We start from the raw sequence: 17147 nt of genomic DNA on the forward strand, positions 1-17147 counted from the left end.
GAATAGCATAGCAAAAATTCTGATCCAGATAAAAAAATATATAAAGATTTCCCTTTTCATTCAGGAAAGAGTTGGCAATAAGGACTGGCCGTCGTAGAACAGAGAACATTCGAATTTCGGAGTTCTCATGCGTAAGTTAGTATTGGCCTTAGGTTTTTTGCTTTTTTTTAGTTCTTGTAATTCTATTAGCGGAATTTTTCGGTCCATCAAACGTACGATTTTTCCAAGTAGTTGCCGAATCGAAGTCAAATTAGACACAACAGATCTCAAATATTTAGAAGATCTTTGGGATTACCGTATTACTGTCTCAGAAGATACCAACTTGCAAGAGTTAGCATCGTCACTTCAAATAGTACCAAAACCATCTAATCCCATTACCGAATTTCCAGATTATGTAAGTCGTGAGTTTTCTCTCGATTCTTGGAGTTTTGATCCTGGTGTTGCCTATGAAATCAAAATTGGAAAATTTTATGCAGAGAACGAATGTTTCTTAGAAACACCCGTTAGTTTTAAACTTCCCGTGATGACTAATAAACCTTCTTTCTCTTTGTCACGTGAGAATATTTTTGAATCTAATTTAAACAAAGTACTTCCGATTTCCATTTCGAATGTTCCTGAATTTCAAATTCGATCAGCAGAATTATCGATACCTACACTTGTAAATGCAGTGGCAACATTGGGTAATCGATATTACGAATTTGAAAGTCAATTGAATTGGAAAAACTCAGTTTGGAAATCAGGACTCAAGGTAAACTCTTTTGGCAATCAAGGCATGGACATTGATCATTTTTTTGGATCGAAACCCAATACAAAAGGTTGGATAGCTTTACAATTAGGCGCAAATGTTATCGGAGAAAATAATAAGGAAGAGTTCAAAAGAGAATCCATCTTTTTACAGTCCACAAACTTAGGTATCACAACAAAACTAGATCCAAATAAGCTCCATGTTTGGGTGCACGGTTTATCTAAAGCAGAACCAGTTTTTAATACAAATATGAGTTTGTATGAAAAAGGAAGTTTACGCGGAACTTGTAAAACAGATAAGGATGGATATTGTAATCTCCCAACTCTGAGTGATACAAAATCATTCGATAAATCAGTGTTAATTGCTGAAGATCCAAATGGAGACAAAGCATTCCTTCATTTTAATGAAACCCATATCGAAGGTTATAGCGATTATTATACGGAAAACAATGTAAAAGGAAAGGTATACTTTGATAGAAAGTTATATAGGCCTGGAGACCGCGTTGAAATTAAAGTTGTACTGGCAGAAAGAAAAAATGGGGTATTGGTACCTTATTCTTCCAAATCAGTAAATCTACAAATTAGAGATTCCCGTGGTAAGGATGTGACAAATACAAATCTTACTTCCACCGTCCAAGGAGGTATAACCTCAAGTTATCTTATTTCTACGGATGCCCCTTTGGGACATTATTCTGTTTCGGCTTATTTGCCAGGTAAAGATGGTTCGGTTACCTATGATACCTTTCAGGTAGAAGAATTCCGACCTGTTAACTTCATGGTCAATGTAAATTTGGCAAGTGCTGTAAACAAAGATCAAAATGTAAAAGGAAGTGTAGAAGGAAAATATATGTTTGGTGCTCCGATGGGAGGAGCTAAGGTTAGCTATTCGGTTCTAAAAAGAAAAAGATTTATAGATTTCGATTCGTTTTCTAGCTACGTTTTTTCAGATACCTGGTATGATTATGAAGACGAGTATTCAGGTGGCAATTCTGATTATGTAACCGGTGCTGAAGGAGTTTTGGACAGCCGAGGACTTTATAGTTTGGATATTCCTGTCCAAGAGTTGACTCGCAAATTTGTTACTGATGGTGAAGATATTGAAATCGCAGACCCTTTTCATTTAGTTGTGGAATCTTCTGTATATGACGTGGATGGGAAGTCAGTTACAAAATCATCAAGTATACCTTACAACCCTTCTGAAACTTATGTTGGTTTAAAATGTAACGATAGATACCAAACTTTAGATAAACCATTCCAGTTCGGGGCCATTGCCGTTAATTTGCAGGGTAAAGCCGTTGCAGGTGCTGAGCTAAAGGCATATATCATTTATAACGATTGGACTTCGGTTTTATCAAAAGGATTGGGTAAGTTCTTTTTTAGGAGTAATCAACTAACAAAGAAAGTTGTTGAAACGAAAAAACTTATTTCTAAAGCAGATGGTATTTCTTTCGATTATCGAGCTAAAGAACCTGGAAGTTATACAGTTTTAGTTTTGAATCGCGATAAAGTATTTTCACGAGTAGATTTTTATGCTTATGAAAAGGAATCGTATTATACTTGGGACTTTCGTGGCGATGATTCGATCGAGCTGCGTTCCGATAAACAGGAATACAAGATTGGTGATAAGGCAAAAATATTAATTAAATCCCCTTTGCAGAATGCACGAGTTATCGTAACTGTCGAAAGAGATTCTGTTTATTATAAAAAATCTTTTTTGATGAAAGGTAATAGCGCTCCTTTAGAAATTCCTATCGAAGAGTCTTATTTACCTAACGTAGATGTTAATGTTGTTATGTTATCAGGAAGAATTCCTGTTCCGGAAAGTCTCTCTGCTGACGATATTAAAGAATTCAATGAACAAGACTTAGGTGCTCCTAAAGCTAAAACCGGTTCCGTTACCTTAAAAGTAAATTTAGCATCCAGAACCGCACCTGTTGTGATCAAAACGGATAAAAAAGAATATCAACCTAGAGAACAAGTTAAGTTGTCTATCCAATCAAATCCTGGTGCTGAACTTACAGTTTCGGTAGCAGACCGAGGAGTTTTAGATTTAGTTGGTTATTCATTCCAAAGTCCGGTACAGATGTTCTACCAGTACTGGTACAATATAGTAAAAACTTTCGAACTTCGTAGTATGATCATCAAACATTATATATATGAAAATAAAGGAGATAGTCCAGGGGGAGATTATGGTGAAGATTCAGGCGGTGGGTTTTCTGCTGAATCAGAATCTGGTGCAAGAAAAGACTTTCGATACACAGCTTATTGGAATCCGGTTGTAATTGCAGATAGTAATGGAAATGCAGATTTAAGTTTTACATTACCTGATAACCTGACAACATTTCGAGTGATGGTTGCCTCCTCTGCCAATGGAAAATTTGGCGCTTCTAATGTAGAGTTTACTGTTAAAAAGAATTTAGTTTTACAAAAGACAGTTACAAGGTTTATTCGTATTGGCGATAGTTTAGAGTTAGGTGGTAGTATCACCAATAATACAAAGAAAAAAGGAAAATTTAAATATAAAATCGATTCTAGTTTTTTATCTGAGAGCAAAGGTTGGTCTATTATTGAATTAGCTGCTGGCCAAACCAAAGAAGTCCTTCGAGCCTTTCAAATATCTGAATCACAATACGTCAAACTAAAAATGGACCATCCAAAGGATGAAATTCAGTTGTCCTATCAAATTTCAGTAGAACCTGAAAATGTTTCAGAATTTGCAGATTTGAAAAAATCGGATCTTTCTGATTCGCTAAATGTAAGTATCCCGATCAAAGAGTTTGATCCAGTAACTTCAGTGCAGTTTTCTGGTTATACCGATTCGGAATATAAAACTATCATAAACGTCCCCAAAAAAGAATCTATATTACTAAATAAAGGTTCATTAGACGTTAGGATGTCTGGAACTGCACTGACTGCATTAAAATCTGCTTTTGATTTCTACGAATCTAATCCTTATTTTTGTATGGAACAGAGAACCTCAGCCTATCTACTTTCTTTAAGTGCAGGTGAGTTGCTGAAAGAATTTCAATATAAGGCTCCAACAAAAGACTCTTATGACTTTACGCAAATTGAAAAATTATTTTTAGATGAGATGTCTGAATTCCAAGCATCGGATGGAAGTTTTAAATTATGGAAAGAGGCTGGGCGAACAGGTTATCCATATTTAACTGCCTATATTGCATCTGTAATGCAGATCGGAAAAGAGAAAGGTAAAAGATCAAATTTACAGGCTTATCAATCCGCTATTCAGTATTTACAAAATTATGTAAAAAATCCTACAGAAACTTCAATCAATTCTTATCAAACTCTAAGTTTGATTTATTCGGTACTTTCAAAAGACAAAAAAGAGGTCCGTTCATTAGAAAAAACATTAATTGATCACTTTGAAGAACTTAATTTAAAATCTCGTGGAATTTTTCTTACTTCTTATGCAGAGACGCATAAACTAGAATCTTACGAATCTGATTCAGTATTCAAAAGATTATTTTTAGAATATACAAAGTACATTTCGTATGAAAAGGAGTTGTTCTCGTTAAAACCTTTAAAGGAAAATACAGATGAACCATACTATTACTCCTATTATAATTCTTCAACAGTGCTTGGAAATTATTTGCGATTGTTGTTACGGGTAGATTCTAAAAATCCTCGTATAGTTGATTTAGTAAAATCCATAATGATGGATAGACAAAACCATTTTTGGTCTGATAGCCATAGTGTGGGAACCATAGCATTAGCATTGTCGGAATATAGAAATCGATTTGAATCCACATCGGTGGATACTGAAGGACAAGCAATTTTTGGCGAAAAAACTTTGATCAATGAATCTTTTTCTCCTTCATCCGATTCCATTTATAAAGAAGAAATAACTTTTGATCGTTTGTTTGATTCCAAAGATCCTTCTGGGAGACCTTTGCTTTTTAAACGCACTAGTCCCGAAGGAAGGATTTATTTTCAATCCAGATTATTGTATGTCCCCGTAAAAGATACCACCACACAAAAGTTTAACGGATTGGAAATTCGTAAAATTCTATATCGAATCGATGGGAGAGATTCTAATGGAAATCCAATCTTAAAAGAAGTAACAAATCTCCAAAGAGGGTCTACTTACCTCGTGAAAGTGAAAATATTGAGTAACACTGAACATGCATTTGCTATGGTTGTCGATCCGATTCCTAGTAATGCTGAAATTGTGAACACATCATTTTTGACGGAAAAAAAATCGGATGCTGAAGAAACCGATGTCACAGAAAGTTACTACGGAGGATATAAAGAATATCGAGATGATCGTGTCATCTTTTCAGACGATAGACTTTCCAAAGGGGAAACAGAGTTTAATTATATTCTTAGACCAGTAGCAAAAGGAAATTCCATTTTACCTGCATCTAAAACTTTTTTAATGTATCATCCTCAATTTTACGGCAATACCAATACGATTCGAGTGAAAGTGGATTGATTTATAAAAAATATTTAACTATATATCCGTTAGGTGGTATATTCGTTGCCACTCTAATGGTGTTTTTATTTAGACCTGTTGATTTTGAGTCACTGCGAAATCATTCAACAGTTCGTATTGTAACAGAGGAAGGAACTCTAATTGGTAGAGGGAGAAACTCAAATCAAACCAAACAAGATTGGGAAAAAATCAGAGAATATCCAAACTTTGTTTTTGAAATCATAAAAATTGCAGAAGACAAACGATTTGATTCTCATCATGGCGTTGACTTATTTGCAGGTTTTAATTCAATTCGTTCCTACTTTTTTTCAAAAGGGAAAAGAGGTGGAGCGTCAACGATTACCATGCAACTTGTTCGGATTCAAAATCCAGAGATTCGTTCCTATCCTTTTTCTTTGCGAAAAATTTTTGAAATCATTGAAGCTATACGATACGAAATTTGGCTTACAAAACCTGAAATTTTAGAAGCTTATCTAAATTCTGTATCCATTCATTCGAATCTTGTTGGATTCCCTTCCGCCTCACTAGCGATATTTGGAAAACATATTCGTTTTTTGTCGATTGAAGAGGCTGTTTACTTAACGGTTTTAATTCGAAAGAACAAACCAAGTTTAGAAGAGTTATTGACTCGCTATAACAATCTTGTCCATCGAATTCCGTATGAACTTCCGATATTAAAAAATCCAGCCGAACTGATCGAATATTCTCAATTTAAAAGTAAGTATGATTTTGCCGAAGATTGGAAAGGCGAAAACCAACATTTTCTAAATTGGATTCGAAAGTTAATTTCTGTTCCATCGGAAGAATTTGTATCTTCACTTTCATCGGAACTGAACTCGGAGTTGCATTCGATAGTAAATTCTGAATTAGAAGGACTGGCAAGATGGAATGTATCGAATGCGTCGGCAATTGTATTGGAACGGATGCCTGGCAAAGAAGATGAGTTAGAACTACGGGCTATGATTGGATCTAAAAATTTCTTCGAAGATGGAAATGGAATGGTAAATGGTAGTCTAGCATATAGGGATGCCGGAAGCACTCTAAAACCGTTGTTATATGCGATTGCTATAGAAAAGGGTTATTATAAAGTTAATTCAATCTTCTCTGATGAGAAATATTCTTTTTCGCTTGGCCAAGGAGGCAATTATCTTCCGAGAAATGCAGACTTAAGGTATTGGGGAGATTTAACTTTAGCTGAGGCTCTTGGTAATTCTCGGAATATTCCAGCAGTCACGGCAATCAACCAAATGGGTATTCCATTTTTTTTCCGATTTCTTCAGTTAGCAGGATTTTCTCACTTAAAAGAATCTCCGCAGTATTATGGTCCAGGTTTAGCTTTAGGAGCAGGAGGGACAAGTCTTTTGCAGCTAACTCGTGCTTATGGGTCGTTTGTATTAAACGGAATACTGCCAAAAATTCGTCTTGGTTCGATCGATAAAAAACCTTTATACTATGGTTCCACTTTACGTTTGTTTTCACCAGATACAGCCGAAGAAATTAAATTTGTTTTAAAAGATCCAAAATTGCGACAGAGAGCTTTTGGTAGAAGAAGTTATTTAGATTTCCCTTTTTCCGTATCAATTAAAACAGGAACATCAAAAGACTATCGGAATTCATGGACCGTTGCATTTAATGAGAGATATGTGGTTGGTGCTTGGGTAGGGAATTTTTCAGGTGAAAGGACAATGGATGTTTCTGGTTCGTTTGGTGCAGGACGTATTGTACAAAATATATTCCGAAATTTAATGAAAGATAAACCAAAACAAGACTTTATGCCAAATTTTACTGAGACTAAAAGGTTTTGTCGACTCACAGGTAAATTAGCATTGGAAAAATGTCCCGCTATTGGGTTACAAGTAAGAAAAAAAGTCATTCCATCTGAATTTTGCGATGAACACTCTGGTAATACAAAAAAATTAATACTTGGAGTTGGTTTTGTTTATCCTTCAAAAGGACAAATCTATTTATACCATCCTTCTTATGAAAAAGAGACACAGAGTATTCCAGTTCGAATCCGTGAAATTAAAACCTTAAAAGATCCAAAGTTAATTTGGAATGGAGAAAAAGAATTAATACCTTCACCTAACGGTGAATTACGTTTGCCAATCTTTCGCGGTAAACAATCATTAGTTTTGTATGATGGTGACGTACAAAAGGCAACAGTAGACTTTGAAGTTAAATAAGTTTCTAATCACTGCTATTTTATCAAGCTTGAAAAATACTCCTATGTTTTTTATTTATTTGTCCTTATATTGCTTTCAGGGACTCTTTTCTGGTGCAATAGGAGTTTGGGTATACTTTCATGGTTTTTTTCTCAATACCTTTACCGTTGTCGTCTTAATTTTAGAAATTTATTTAAGAAACAAACAAATCCAAGGAATTAAATATAGTTTAATTTTACGTGTTATATTATGGACTTTGTATTTAATCCTACTGGGATACCAACAAGTGTATCAAACGTCTGTTAACTTTGAATTGTTTCTATACTTTTTCAAACATATTCGTCTTCTGTCTACCGATATCATTGGTTTTTTATATCAATGGAAGTTGTCGCAGTGGATTGTTTTGTTTATAGGATTTTATTGGATTCTAAATAAGAATCGAAAAAAGATTTTTATTTCATTGTCCGTTGTCATTTTGTTTTTTCTATCATTTATTTCTGAGAATGAGGAATTGGATGTTAGTAAATACCTCCCCGTTTCCTTATCTCAAGCGAAAAGGGTGAAGTCGGTTTTGGAATCTATCCATGATAAACCCAATATTGTTTTTGTATTATTGGAAGGCGTTTCTAGAAAACATTTATCTACTCAAACATCAAAATACATTAATTTTTCTCTGTTAGAAGGAGCTCATTTTTGGATTCCTATGCCGCATACATCTAAAAGTTTATTCACATGGATGACTGGACAATCGCAACTCAATCTTAGTCGATTGAATATAGATAAATCTATTTTAGAATCAAGTTTTCCCGTATTATTGCATAGAGATCATAATTACCAAACTATTATGATTTATACTCAATCTATTTATTTCGAAGGTATGGAGAGTTTCTTTCCTAAAATTTTTCAATCAGTTTGGGATAAAACTACATTAGAAAAAGAGTATGGTTCGCTATATTCCTCATTTAGTTGGGGAATGGATGATAGAGTAATTCTTTCTGCACAAAAAAGAATGATCCAAAAAACAAATAGTCCTATTTTTGTTTTGGTTGGACTTAGCCAAACGCATAGTCCCTATTTCATTTCAAAAAATCGCTCTGAATCTGAATGGAAATCACCTTCTTTTCGTTATAAGGTAGCATTACAAGAAGAAGTAAAAGTTATAGATTCGATTATTTCTTATTGGAAAGAACATTCGAGTCGTGAAACTGTCGTTATTCTTTCGGCAGATCATGGTGAATCTTTTGGAGAAGAAGGTGCCCATGCGCACAATTATTCTTTATATAATCAGGAAACGGATGTACCATTCCTATTGTATTTTGTCAAATCAGGAGAAATCTATCGTCCGAAAAAAGGTTCCTCTGTAGATTTTAAGACAACAATTCTAGGGCTATTAGATGAGGATAAAGACCAGGTCCATTTGGATCAAAGTAAAAATTTTTTTTCAGCTGACTATAAACTAAATTTATTTTCAAAAACTTGGAATTCTGAAATTCAAAAATCTTGGATTACGTTGGACAAAAAATACATTTACCACAGTGATCGTGATCAGTTGTTGGAGATGGACTTAGATGATCGAAATAGGAAACAAGTAACTGACGTTCGCTTAAAAGATAAGTTAGTAAATCAAATTATTTCTGGAATTCATTAAGTGATTTTGTATCCGTTTAAAAGTGTAAGAATAGATGTTCGCAGAAATTTTTTGTAATCTAAAACGAACATATCCAATCCATCTTCTTTAACTGCATCTTTGACTTGGTTAGAAGGGAATCCATGAGACCAAGATCCAATAGCTAAAGCATGACATTGCATCAGAAATAAAAATGCTGATTGTTCGTTTAATAAAGGAAATACTTTGATTAGAAGTGGAAGAATTTTATATATCTGATCTTTTAGGCTGAGTTTAAATTCCCGAATGGTTTCCACACTTGCATTCTTTTCTAAAATGGTTGGGACTATGGGTAATAGTTTTAAAAAACGCAGATGTCTATCCATCGAATCAACAAACCAATTAGAAAACACTTCCGCATCGACTAATTTGGTTTCTTTTAGAAAACTTTCCATATCCAAAAACCAGGCTTCATAATCTGCATTGTGTACTCGAAGGCAAAGATCTTCCTTTGTTGGAAAGTATAAGTACAAAGTACCTTTGGCAATTTTTGCTCGTTTCGCAACTTCATCCATTGATAGTTCCGCCCAATCTTTTTTTTGTAAAAGAAATGCTGCAGATTGGAGAATTGAAGTTCGTTTGGAAAGTTTATCTTTTTCCAATACGGCTCTTTTTTTGGGCGAACGTTCTACCATTGGCGCGCGGCTCATACTTCCAGAATGCGAAAATCTTAAAAAATATGCTAGAAAAAAATATACTATTGACTAAAGGTCAATTTGAAACAACTCTGAGTCAGTTAACTATGACTGACAGTCATGGATCTGATTCTTTTGATAGTTAAAAAAACCTTTTGTTCGCAATGATTTCTTTGTTTTCGATTAAAAATGATTTTGTACACAGATATTAACTTTGAATTAAGTCAAGGAAAAGGAATGTTTATGAAGTCTCTACGGCCTATTTGGATTCTATTTTTTATTTCATTCGAGTTGGTTCCTGTGCATTCGTATCTATATGCAAAAACTGAATCATGTAATCCATTAACAGAAGAACAAAAAATTGAAAAACTATTAAAGAAAGTAGGTAAAATCCAAGGTAATTTTATTCGTAACGGAGACAGTCACACTCCAGCAGAAGCAGAAAAACATCTCCGTTACAAATTAGAAGAAGCAAAAAACTCATTTTTTGCTCCCGATCCAAAAGATTGGACTGCTAAACTTTTCATTGAAAAAATTGCCTCAAAATCCTTTCTAACAGGAACTCCTTATCGGATTCAGTTTTCACAAGGTAAGGAGTTATTTTCAGCTGATTGGTTATTTGCTGAGTTAGCTCAATTGGAAAATTGTAAGTAATGGTTAGTTAAACTTCTCATCTGCTGATAGAGGACTAATTGCATCACTTTACTCTTGGGCTGTTTGGAACTCTATTTGTGTTGGTTCTTCTGATTCAGAGAAAAACACTCTGTCCATATATCCGTATTTTCCATCGCAAAGTGTTTTCATTTGATCCGTTCGTTTATTTTCTGTCCCACTTATATTAGAACTATACCGGATACGTTCAAAATATCCTGAGTTTGCACGAATCCAAACATCTGCTAGTTGGTAGTCTCCTGAGCCAGTGCCTGAACTAACCGATATTCCAGATGTATAGCGTCCCAATGATGCGGGAATACGAGACCTATTTCTCAAGAGTCCATTGGATTCAAATAAGGTTGGTGGTTCTTCTAATGTAGCTACATCACCACTAGAAAATCCTAAAAATGAAACCCATTGTAGGCCACCATTCAAATCATATTGTGCAAAGGCATAATGCTCTGTATCACTTTGCATAGGTTCTCTGACCACAGAACTCCAGGGTAAATTGGTTCTTAGCAATTGCAGAATGGAAGTATCACTGACTACAAGTTGCCTACTGTAATCAAAAGAGGCACTCGGGTATCCTGTATAAATAAACATCTCCCGATTTCCAGTGGATGCATTGAATTTTGCAATAAAAGGAAGAGCACCACCTAAGTATGGGTGACTAGTTCCTTCCAAATTCCCGGATGAAATACCAGCTAAGTAAAGATATCCGTTGGAATAAACGGCATTGGATGGTGATTCATTATAGGAACTTGTAATGTATCTTTGGAAAACACCATTCCCATTGGAGTCAACAAGACCGTAGAGTATGTCTGTATCGCTTTCCCCACCGAGTGAGACATTTTGACTAGATGGAAGTTCAGAGAAAGATATATGTCCAGTGTTACCATCGTTTTCCGCGAATAAATGAAACCGATCGCTTTTGTCTAATGCTGTAACTAGGTTTGCACCTATTGATGAAGAATCTAAATAAGTAAACCAAACACGACTACCATCAGTACGGTGTCTTCCAAGATAAACAGATTTATCCACCGCTGAACTTGATTTAGGGGAGATAAGGGCAGATCCTGATTGTCCAGAACCTAAAGCAATAAAGCTAACAGCTAATTCTCCGTTCGAAAATTGATGAAGTTTTAGATTGTTTGGAGAACTATAAACTTGTCCTAAGTAATCTATCCATTGGATGTCTCCATTGTTTCTCGCAATGCGCATCAGAAAGAGGTTTTTAGCTGCGCCTGGTGTACCTTCAAAAGATCCCGTGATCCCGCTTGTAACTCCAGGTTGGATAGGATTCTTAGTTATACCAATAAGAATGATATCTCCGTTGGACAAAAATAGAAAGTCTGCCCCATAAGTTGATGAAGTAGATTCACCATAACGCCTGTTCCACTCTGCAAAATTTCTGCATCCATCATTTAATAAATAGTCCTGAATTAAAGCTCTTATCCAATAGTCTTTTGTATTTGGATCATTCGGATTGTTTAGGTTTAATTTACAGGAGAAAAGGAGTATTAAAATATTAAGAAAAAAGAATCTGTAAAACATAACATTACCAATTAATGCAATATTGCCATTGAATCGATTCATAGGTTAGGTTACGATTTTTTTTTGATCATCATTTGGTTCTGTAAATCAAACTATATATAAAGGTTGGAAAAACAAGATATCTTGTAGTGTTTTTTACCATCTTAAAAGATACCATCGCGATCACTTCCATAGGATAAGCTAAGGGAAATTCCCAATTTTTGATTGCAGTGATCTTTCGATTTGTATTTTTAACTTTCTTAAATTGATATTAAGGAATATGCAAATAGATCCAGCTGGTGAAAATACCAACCGGATCTTAATCGTAGATTAAAATTCAATCCTAAATTAATCAAATAGACATTTAATTCAATGATTGAATTTCTTATTTCCAAGCATTTGCAAAATCTTTTGCATATTGACTAAAAGAAATTGGATCTTTCCCTGTCAGAGTTTTTACTGTATCTAAGATTGGAGAAGCAAATCCTTCTTTTAATGCGCCAGCAATCATAACAAGAAATGCAGCATAGTCTTTTGTGAGTCCGGCAGAAACAAGCGAAGCTTCAAATACTTTTGGGTCTACATCAACATATCCAATATTTTTTCCACTTACTTTTGTTAAATGGTCTGCGACTACATTATGGTCTATGGATTCAGGTCCTGTTAAAGTAAATGCCTGGTTATCATTTTTTGAGCTAGTGAGTAGAACCGCTGCCACAGAAGCAATATCTCGCGCATCAATGAAACTTGTTTTTGCAGTGCCACCTGGAAAATAGATTTTTCCATCTTGTTTAATTCCTGCAATCCAAAAGGTATGAAAGTTTTGCATGAACCAGTTTGGGCGTATGATATTCCAAGGTAGGCCCGATCCTTCGAGCATAATTTCTGTTTTGCGGAATGGTGCTTCTGGTGGTGCGTGGTCTACACCCATTGCGGTCATCAAAACTATTTTTTTAAGACCCACTTGTTTTGCTTTTTCAATCCAAGGCGATAAGATTTCAAACTGGTTGGTTTGGCCGGGAGGACTGAGGAAAAAAGCAGCATCAACCTTTTCTAAAACTTCTTGTCCTTTGGTAAGTTCGCTAGAATCAGCGAAGACCCAGTTTAGACTAGCAGAACTCTTTTGCGTTTCGGGTTTTCTCGATCCGGCAAAAACTTCGTGCCCACCATTTAGTAATTCTTTGATTAAATGGCCACCGACGAGTCCAGAACCGCCGTATACAAATACTTTCATAGTTTATCCTTCATTTCGGAATCAAATCCGTGATTGTGTGTATAATTTACTTTAAAAAATATAGACTGTCTATGTCATAAAATATTTAAAATATATCCAATCGTATAAAATGATAGACATTTGGAAATTTGCAGGAGAAAATGGGTTATGGATCTACTTTCTGATATCTTAGCTTCAGCAGGTTGGAAAAACGACCTACTTTCCAAAGGGGAAATTTACGATAGTTTTGGATTCCACTTCCCTTGTGAAAAAAGTGGTGGTTTTCATGTAGTGACACAAGGCAGCTGTTATGCGAGGATGGGTAATACAACCATTCCTTTGCATAAAGGTGATTTAGTTTTTATCACCCGAGGTGTCAATCATGAACTCTTATCTGATCCGAAGGCAAAGGTTGTAACCATTGAACGGTTTTTAGGTGATCAAGAAATTCGTATAAAAAAAGAAAAACCTGTTACTACTTTTGTTTCGGTTCGTTATGAAGTACCACCTGGACCAACACATCCGTTTTTTTTAGAACTGCCTGATTATATTTATGTACCTTTTGAAACCATCCAGGCCCACCACGCACTTGGTGACATCATTCAAATCCTTTCTCGTGAATTAGAATTAAATTTAGGAACAGATTTAATCGTTCAAAGATTAACAGATATTTTGTTATACTATATGTTGCGAATGTGGTTAAATCAAAATGTATCCTCGCAAGTTGGTTGGGTGAAAGCTTTTCATGACTCATTAGTATTATACGCATTGGAAAAGTTGCACAATGGATATAGTAAAGATTGGACGATTGAATCTTTAGCAAAAGAAACTGGTGTATCTCGTGCAAACCTTGCCAACAGATTCCGTGATGTTCTAGGGATTCCACCGATGGAATATTTGGCAAAACTCAGAATGGAAAAAGCCAAACAATTATTTCAGAAGGGCAATATGGGCCTTGAAGAAATTGCGCAAAATGTAGGTTACGCGTCAGCTTTTTCTTTTTCTAAAGCATATAAGCGGATCTTCGGAAGTTCACCGAGTCGCGAGTGGAAACGAGTTGTCTAATAATGTTCTTATATTTTCTAATTGGTTCTTTTTAGGTAGAAATTCAGGTTGATTTCGAAATACTTCTGCTGCTTTGCGAATTTTCGAAGTATCTGACATCATTGGCTTTATCTCTTTCCATCTTCCATCTTGTTTCATTTGTTCTGAAAGTTTGAGATAGGATTTAATCCTACCTGCTTTCATTGCGTATGTGATTCGATTGCTACATTGGCAGGAATTGTTTACGTTGGTTAAACTACATTCTTTTCCAAGAAAGGTCTCCATTTGTTTTCTTGATCTAGACAATCTTTGTCGAAAAGTTTCTGATCGAACTCCCATTACAGAGGCGCCTTCTTCACTTGATGTTTGGAACACTTCTCCAAGAATATAAGCCATTCTGTAAGGTCTCGTGAGGCCTTGTAACATGGCATAGGTGCAAGCAACTTGTACATGTAAAACCAGTTCGGAGATTTTAGGTTCGGATTCGTTTTCTTGGAGATGAATTGGTATTTGGGAATTCTGATTGTAGGGGACTTGTGTTCTATGTAATTCTTCGCGAATCACGCGAAGGTGCACCTTTCTTCTTTCTATTTTTGATTTTTGTACATTGATTAAGTGATTACTTGCTATCCGGTAAATCCAAGTGGAAAGTTTGCTTTCTCTTCGAAATCCTCCTAAGTTCGTAATCACTTTGACTAAAATTTCTTGGGTAGCGTCTTCCGCATCTTCTGGATTCCATAAAAATTTCAGCGCCAGAGAAAAAACTTTGGGTTGGAATATTTGGATCAATTCCTCCAAAGCACTTGTTTTACCTGACAGGGAATTTTCTAATAAAGGAAGATGCGGATCATCGATCATTTTTTTTTGTTAGTTATGTAGTGAACTACAAGGGCAAGGAAAGCTGGCAATCCTTGCGAAAACAAAATCGAAAACTTAGCGGTTGCCGAACCATAAATACCGGCTACCACCACACAAATTAGAAAAAATAAAATGGTTTGGAATTTTTGTTTTTGGTCTTTGATAAAGAGAATTGCCCAAAAAAGTCCTGCTGCTAAAAAACCATTATATAGTCCTTGGTTTTTTGCTAACTTTGCTGTGATTTCTGCGGTTTCCGGTGTTAGTTGGAATACTTTCATTCCAAACTCAGTTTTCCAGAGGAACATTTCCAATACTAAAATAAACACATGTTCCACTGCCACAAAGCCAGTCAGGATGAGAGAAAAAAGTTTCATAAAATTCTCCTAAAAAATTGTTTACTTCTTGGGACAATTGATTTTATCGATTGTGACAAAATAGAAAACAAAAAACGGAAAAAAGATTTTTTTTTCGGAATTCCATCACTGGCTTGAATTTCAAACCTAGTCATAAGAAAATCTTATGGTTCTTCGCTGGCTGGCCTTGTCGCTACTTCCATCACCCCGACTTCAGTATTTAAATCTATAATACTTTGCAATCGAACAAGTCTACCGCCGCAGGCGTCAGACGCCGAGATTATATTGTGTATAGGTTCTTGTGCTGTGGGGGGAAAAATATAAAAACTGGTTTCATAATGGATTGATTGGTAATGTCCGTTGGAACCTTCAATGTTTAGGGTAGTTTTTTGAAGTGGATTGAAACCATTTCCAGTTGTTGGAATTGTTAATCCAGTATACGGCGTTCCATTTTCTGGAGAAAATGCAAATGCTTTTAATTTATTACTTTCAGATAAATAACTAATGATAGGTGGAATTTCGAGTGAATCAATCGATGTAGAGCCGAGAAATTGATTCCAAATAAGATTTCCATTCCAATCAAACTTTGAAAAAATATTATTTCGGAAATTAGTGGAACTTGGAAAAAGCTGGAATGGATGAAATGAGGTTCCGAAACTTCCTGAATTGAGACCCGTCGTATAAATTCCATCTGTTGACGTAGCAATTCCATAAATTGCACCAATCGTATTACTTACGCTATTCGACCCAAGGTAGTTTTTGTTCAGAATCGAATAATCAGAAAGCGATAATTTTGTAACCATTGGTCTTTGGTAGTTATACGATGGTAGTGGATGCCCAGTATAACCAACGTAATTATCGTCTGCTCCCCCAAAAAGTATAATAGAACGATCCGAACTATATGTGGCATTTAAGACGACAACTCTTCCGTAAGATGGTAAATACCTTTGCCTTATAGGCTGACCCTCTGGCGAAATAATTGCCCAACCAATTTCTTCTGTACCAGTATTAGTTGCATTAGAAGGAACTTCTGTAGCCGGAAATTCGCCAAACCCATTTGTATCTGGAGTCATTGAAATTGCCCGTCCGTTAAAAAATAAATGTATATTGTCTACATCATCAGTAACCAAGGCAAACCTGGATTCAACAATAGAGTTGTCGACTTTATCTAAATAAGTACTCCAAACTCGGTTACCGCTATTATCAAAACGAACCATGATTAATGAATTTGTATTGGATTTGGAAGAGATCGGTGTTCCTTGTATTGGACTCTTTGTGTAAGCACTTACAACAACATCACCATTCGATAATTCTGTAATTGGTACCATTTCTTTACTATCAGAATTTGATGCTAGCTGGCCTAGGTAATCTAACCATTCTATTTGAAAAGTTTTACCATTTACAATGAATGCAACTACGTTTAGGTCAGTACCTTGTGTTCCAGAAAATGAAAAATTCTTTCCAAAATTATTTCCACTCCAATTAACTGTTTCATAAACTCCCGCAGTCACAGCAAAATTTCCACTTTTAAGTTTCAGTAATTTGTAAGGGTAGATTTTGTATGTACCTGATCCTAAACGAACAGAGGCACGTAAATTCGTATTACACAATCCTCGAAGATATTCTTCCCAAAGCAAAGTTTCCCAATAACTTTTTGAAAAAGGATCTCTAGAATTGTTAAAACTCAGCTTACAGTTGTTAAGTTCTATGAATAGAATAGAAAAAATGAGAAGTGTAGAAAACTTTTTTTTAAAATATATTTGTTCTTTCATCGCCAAACTAAATTACCTTTCGGTTCGAAAGGTTTTTCTTTTTTTGGCCATGCTATGGGA

The 17147-nt window shown here is 35.3% G+C and carries 11 protein-coding genes; 5 read left to right on the forward strand and 6 right to left on the reverse strand.

Annotated features, from left to right (window positions below; all coding sequences use genetic code 11):
• Nucleotides 1–127 precede the first annotated feature (127 nt).
• Genes ND811_RS04325 through ND811_RS04335 form a run of 3 tightly spaced genes read left to right on the forward strand, consistent with a single transcriptional unit; the run spans nt 128 to nt 9007 of the window.
• The gene (locus ND811_RS04325) at nt 128–5197 is read left to right on the forward strand and encodes an alpha-2-macroglobulin family protein (RefSeq protein ID WP_265350196.1); all 5070 of its coding nucleotides are present in this window, start codon (nt 128–130) and stop codon (nt 5195–5197) included.
• A gap of 56 nt (nt 5198–5253) precedes the next feature.
• Entirely contained in the window at nt 5254–7380 is a 2127-nt protein-coding gene (locus ND811_RS04330) for a transglycosylase domain-containing protein (RefSeq protein WP_407658860.1), read from the forward strand.
• Entirely contained in the window at nt 7367–9007 is a 1641-nt protein-coding gene (locus ND811_RS04335) for a sulfatase-like hydrolase/transferase (protein ID WP_265365515.1), read from the forward strand. Before ND811_RS04330 ends, ND811_RS04335 begins: the two co-directional genes overlap by 14 nt.
• On the opposite strand, the gene ND811_RS04340 is transcribed toward ND811_RS04335, so the two are convergent.
• Nucleotides 9004–9675, reverse strand: coding sequence for a TetR/AcrR family transcriptional regulator (locus ND811_RS04340; protein WP_265350193.1), 672 nt, complete (start codon nt 9673–9675; stop codon nt 9004–9006). The two genes, ND811_RS04335 and ND811_RS04340, sit on opposite strands and share 4 nt — an antisense overlap.
• Before the next feature lie 228 nt (nt 9676–9903).
• Here ND811_RS04340 and ND811_RS04345 point away from each other — a divergent pair, with 228 nt between their 5' ends.
• On the forward strand, nt 9904–10314 hold the full coding sequence (locus ND811_RS04345) for a DUF5329 family protein (RefSeq protein WP_265350192.1): 411 nt from the start codon (nt 9904–9906) through the stop codon (nt 10312–10314).
• A gap of 48 nt (nt 10315–10362) precedes the next feature.
• On the opposite strand, the gene ND811_RS04350 is transcribed toward ND811_RS04345, so the two are convergent.
• Nucleotides 10363–11910 (reverse strand): hypothetical protein, encoded by a 1548-nt coding sequence (locus ND811_RS04350; protein WP_265350191.1) that lies wholly within the window; start codon nt 11908–11910, stop codon nt 10363–10365.
• Between the two features lie 322 nt (nt 11911–12232).
• Nucleotides 12233–13081 carry an NAD(P)H-binding protein gene (locus tag ND811_RS04355; protein WP_265350190.1) on the reverse strand — a complete coding sequence of 283 codons (849 nt, stop codon included), beginning with the start codon at nt 13079–13081 and terminating at the stop codon, nt 12233–12235.
• 147 nt (nt 13082–13228) lie between these two features.
• Here ND811_RS04355 and ND811_RS04360 point away from each other — a divergent pair, with 147 nt between their 5' ends.
• The gene (locus ND811_RS04360) at nt 13229–14125 is read left to right on the forward strand and encodes an AraC family transcriptional regulator (RefSeq protein WP_265350189.1); all 897 of its coding nucleotides are present in this window, start codon (nt 13229–13231) and stop codon (nt 14123–14125) included.
• Here the strand turns inward: ND811_RS04360 and ND811_RS04365 are convergent.
• The 3 genes from ND811_RS04365 to ND811_RS04375 form a co-directional block, all read right to left on the reverse strand.
• Nucleotides 14093–14962 carry an RNA polymerase sigma factor gene (locus ND811_RS04365; protein WP_265350188.1) on the reverse strand — a complete coding sequence of 290 codons (870 nt, stop codon included), beginning with the start codon at nt 14960–14962 and terminating at the stop codon, nt 14093–14095. The two genes, ND811_RS04360 and ND811_RS04365, sit on opposite strands and share 33 nt — an antisense overlap.
• The gene (locus ND811_RS04370; protein WP_265350187.1) at nt 14959–15336 is read right to left on the reverse strand and encodes a DUF1304 domain-containing protein; all 378 of its coding nucleotides are present in this window, start codon (nt 15334–15336) and stop codon (nt 14959–14961) included. The genes ND811_RS04365 and ND811_RS04370 overlap by 4 nt, the downstream gene beginning before the upstream one ends.
• 143 nt (nt 15337–15479) lie before the next feature.
• Complete coding sequence (locus ND811_RS04375; RefSeq protein WP_265350186.1) at nt 15480–17087, reverse strand: hypothetical protein; 1608 nt, start codon at nt 17085–17087, stop codon at nt 15480–15482.
• Nucleotides 17088–17147 lie beyond the last annotated feature (60 nt).

The sequence above is a fragment of the Leptospira soteropolitanensis genome (genome assembly GCF_026151655.1).
GTDB lineage: Bacteria > Spirochaetota > Leptospiria > Leptospirales > Leptospiraceae > Leptospira_A > Leptospira_A soteropolitanensis.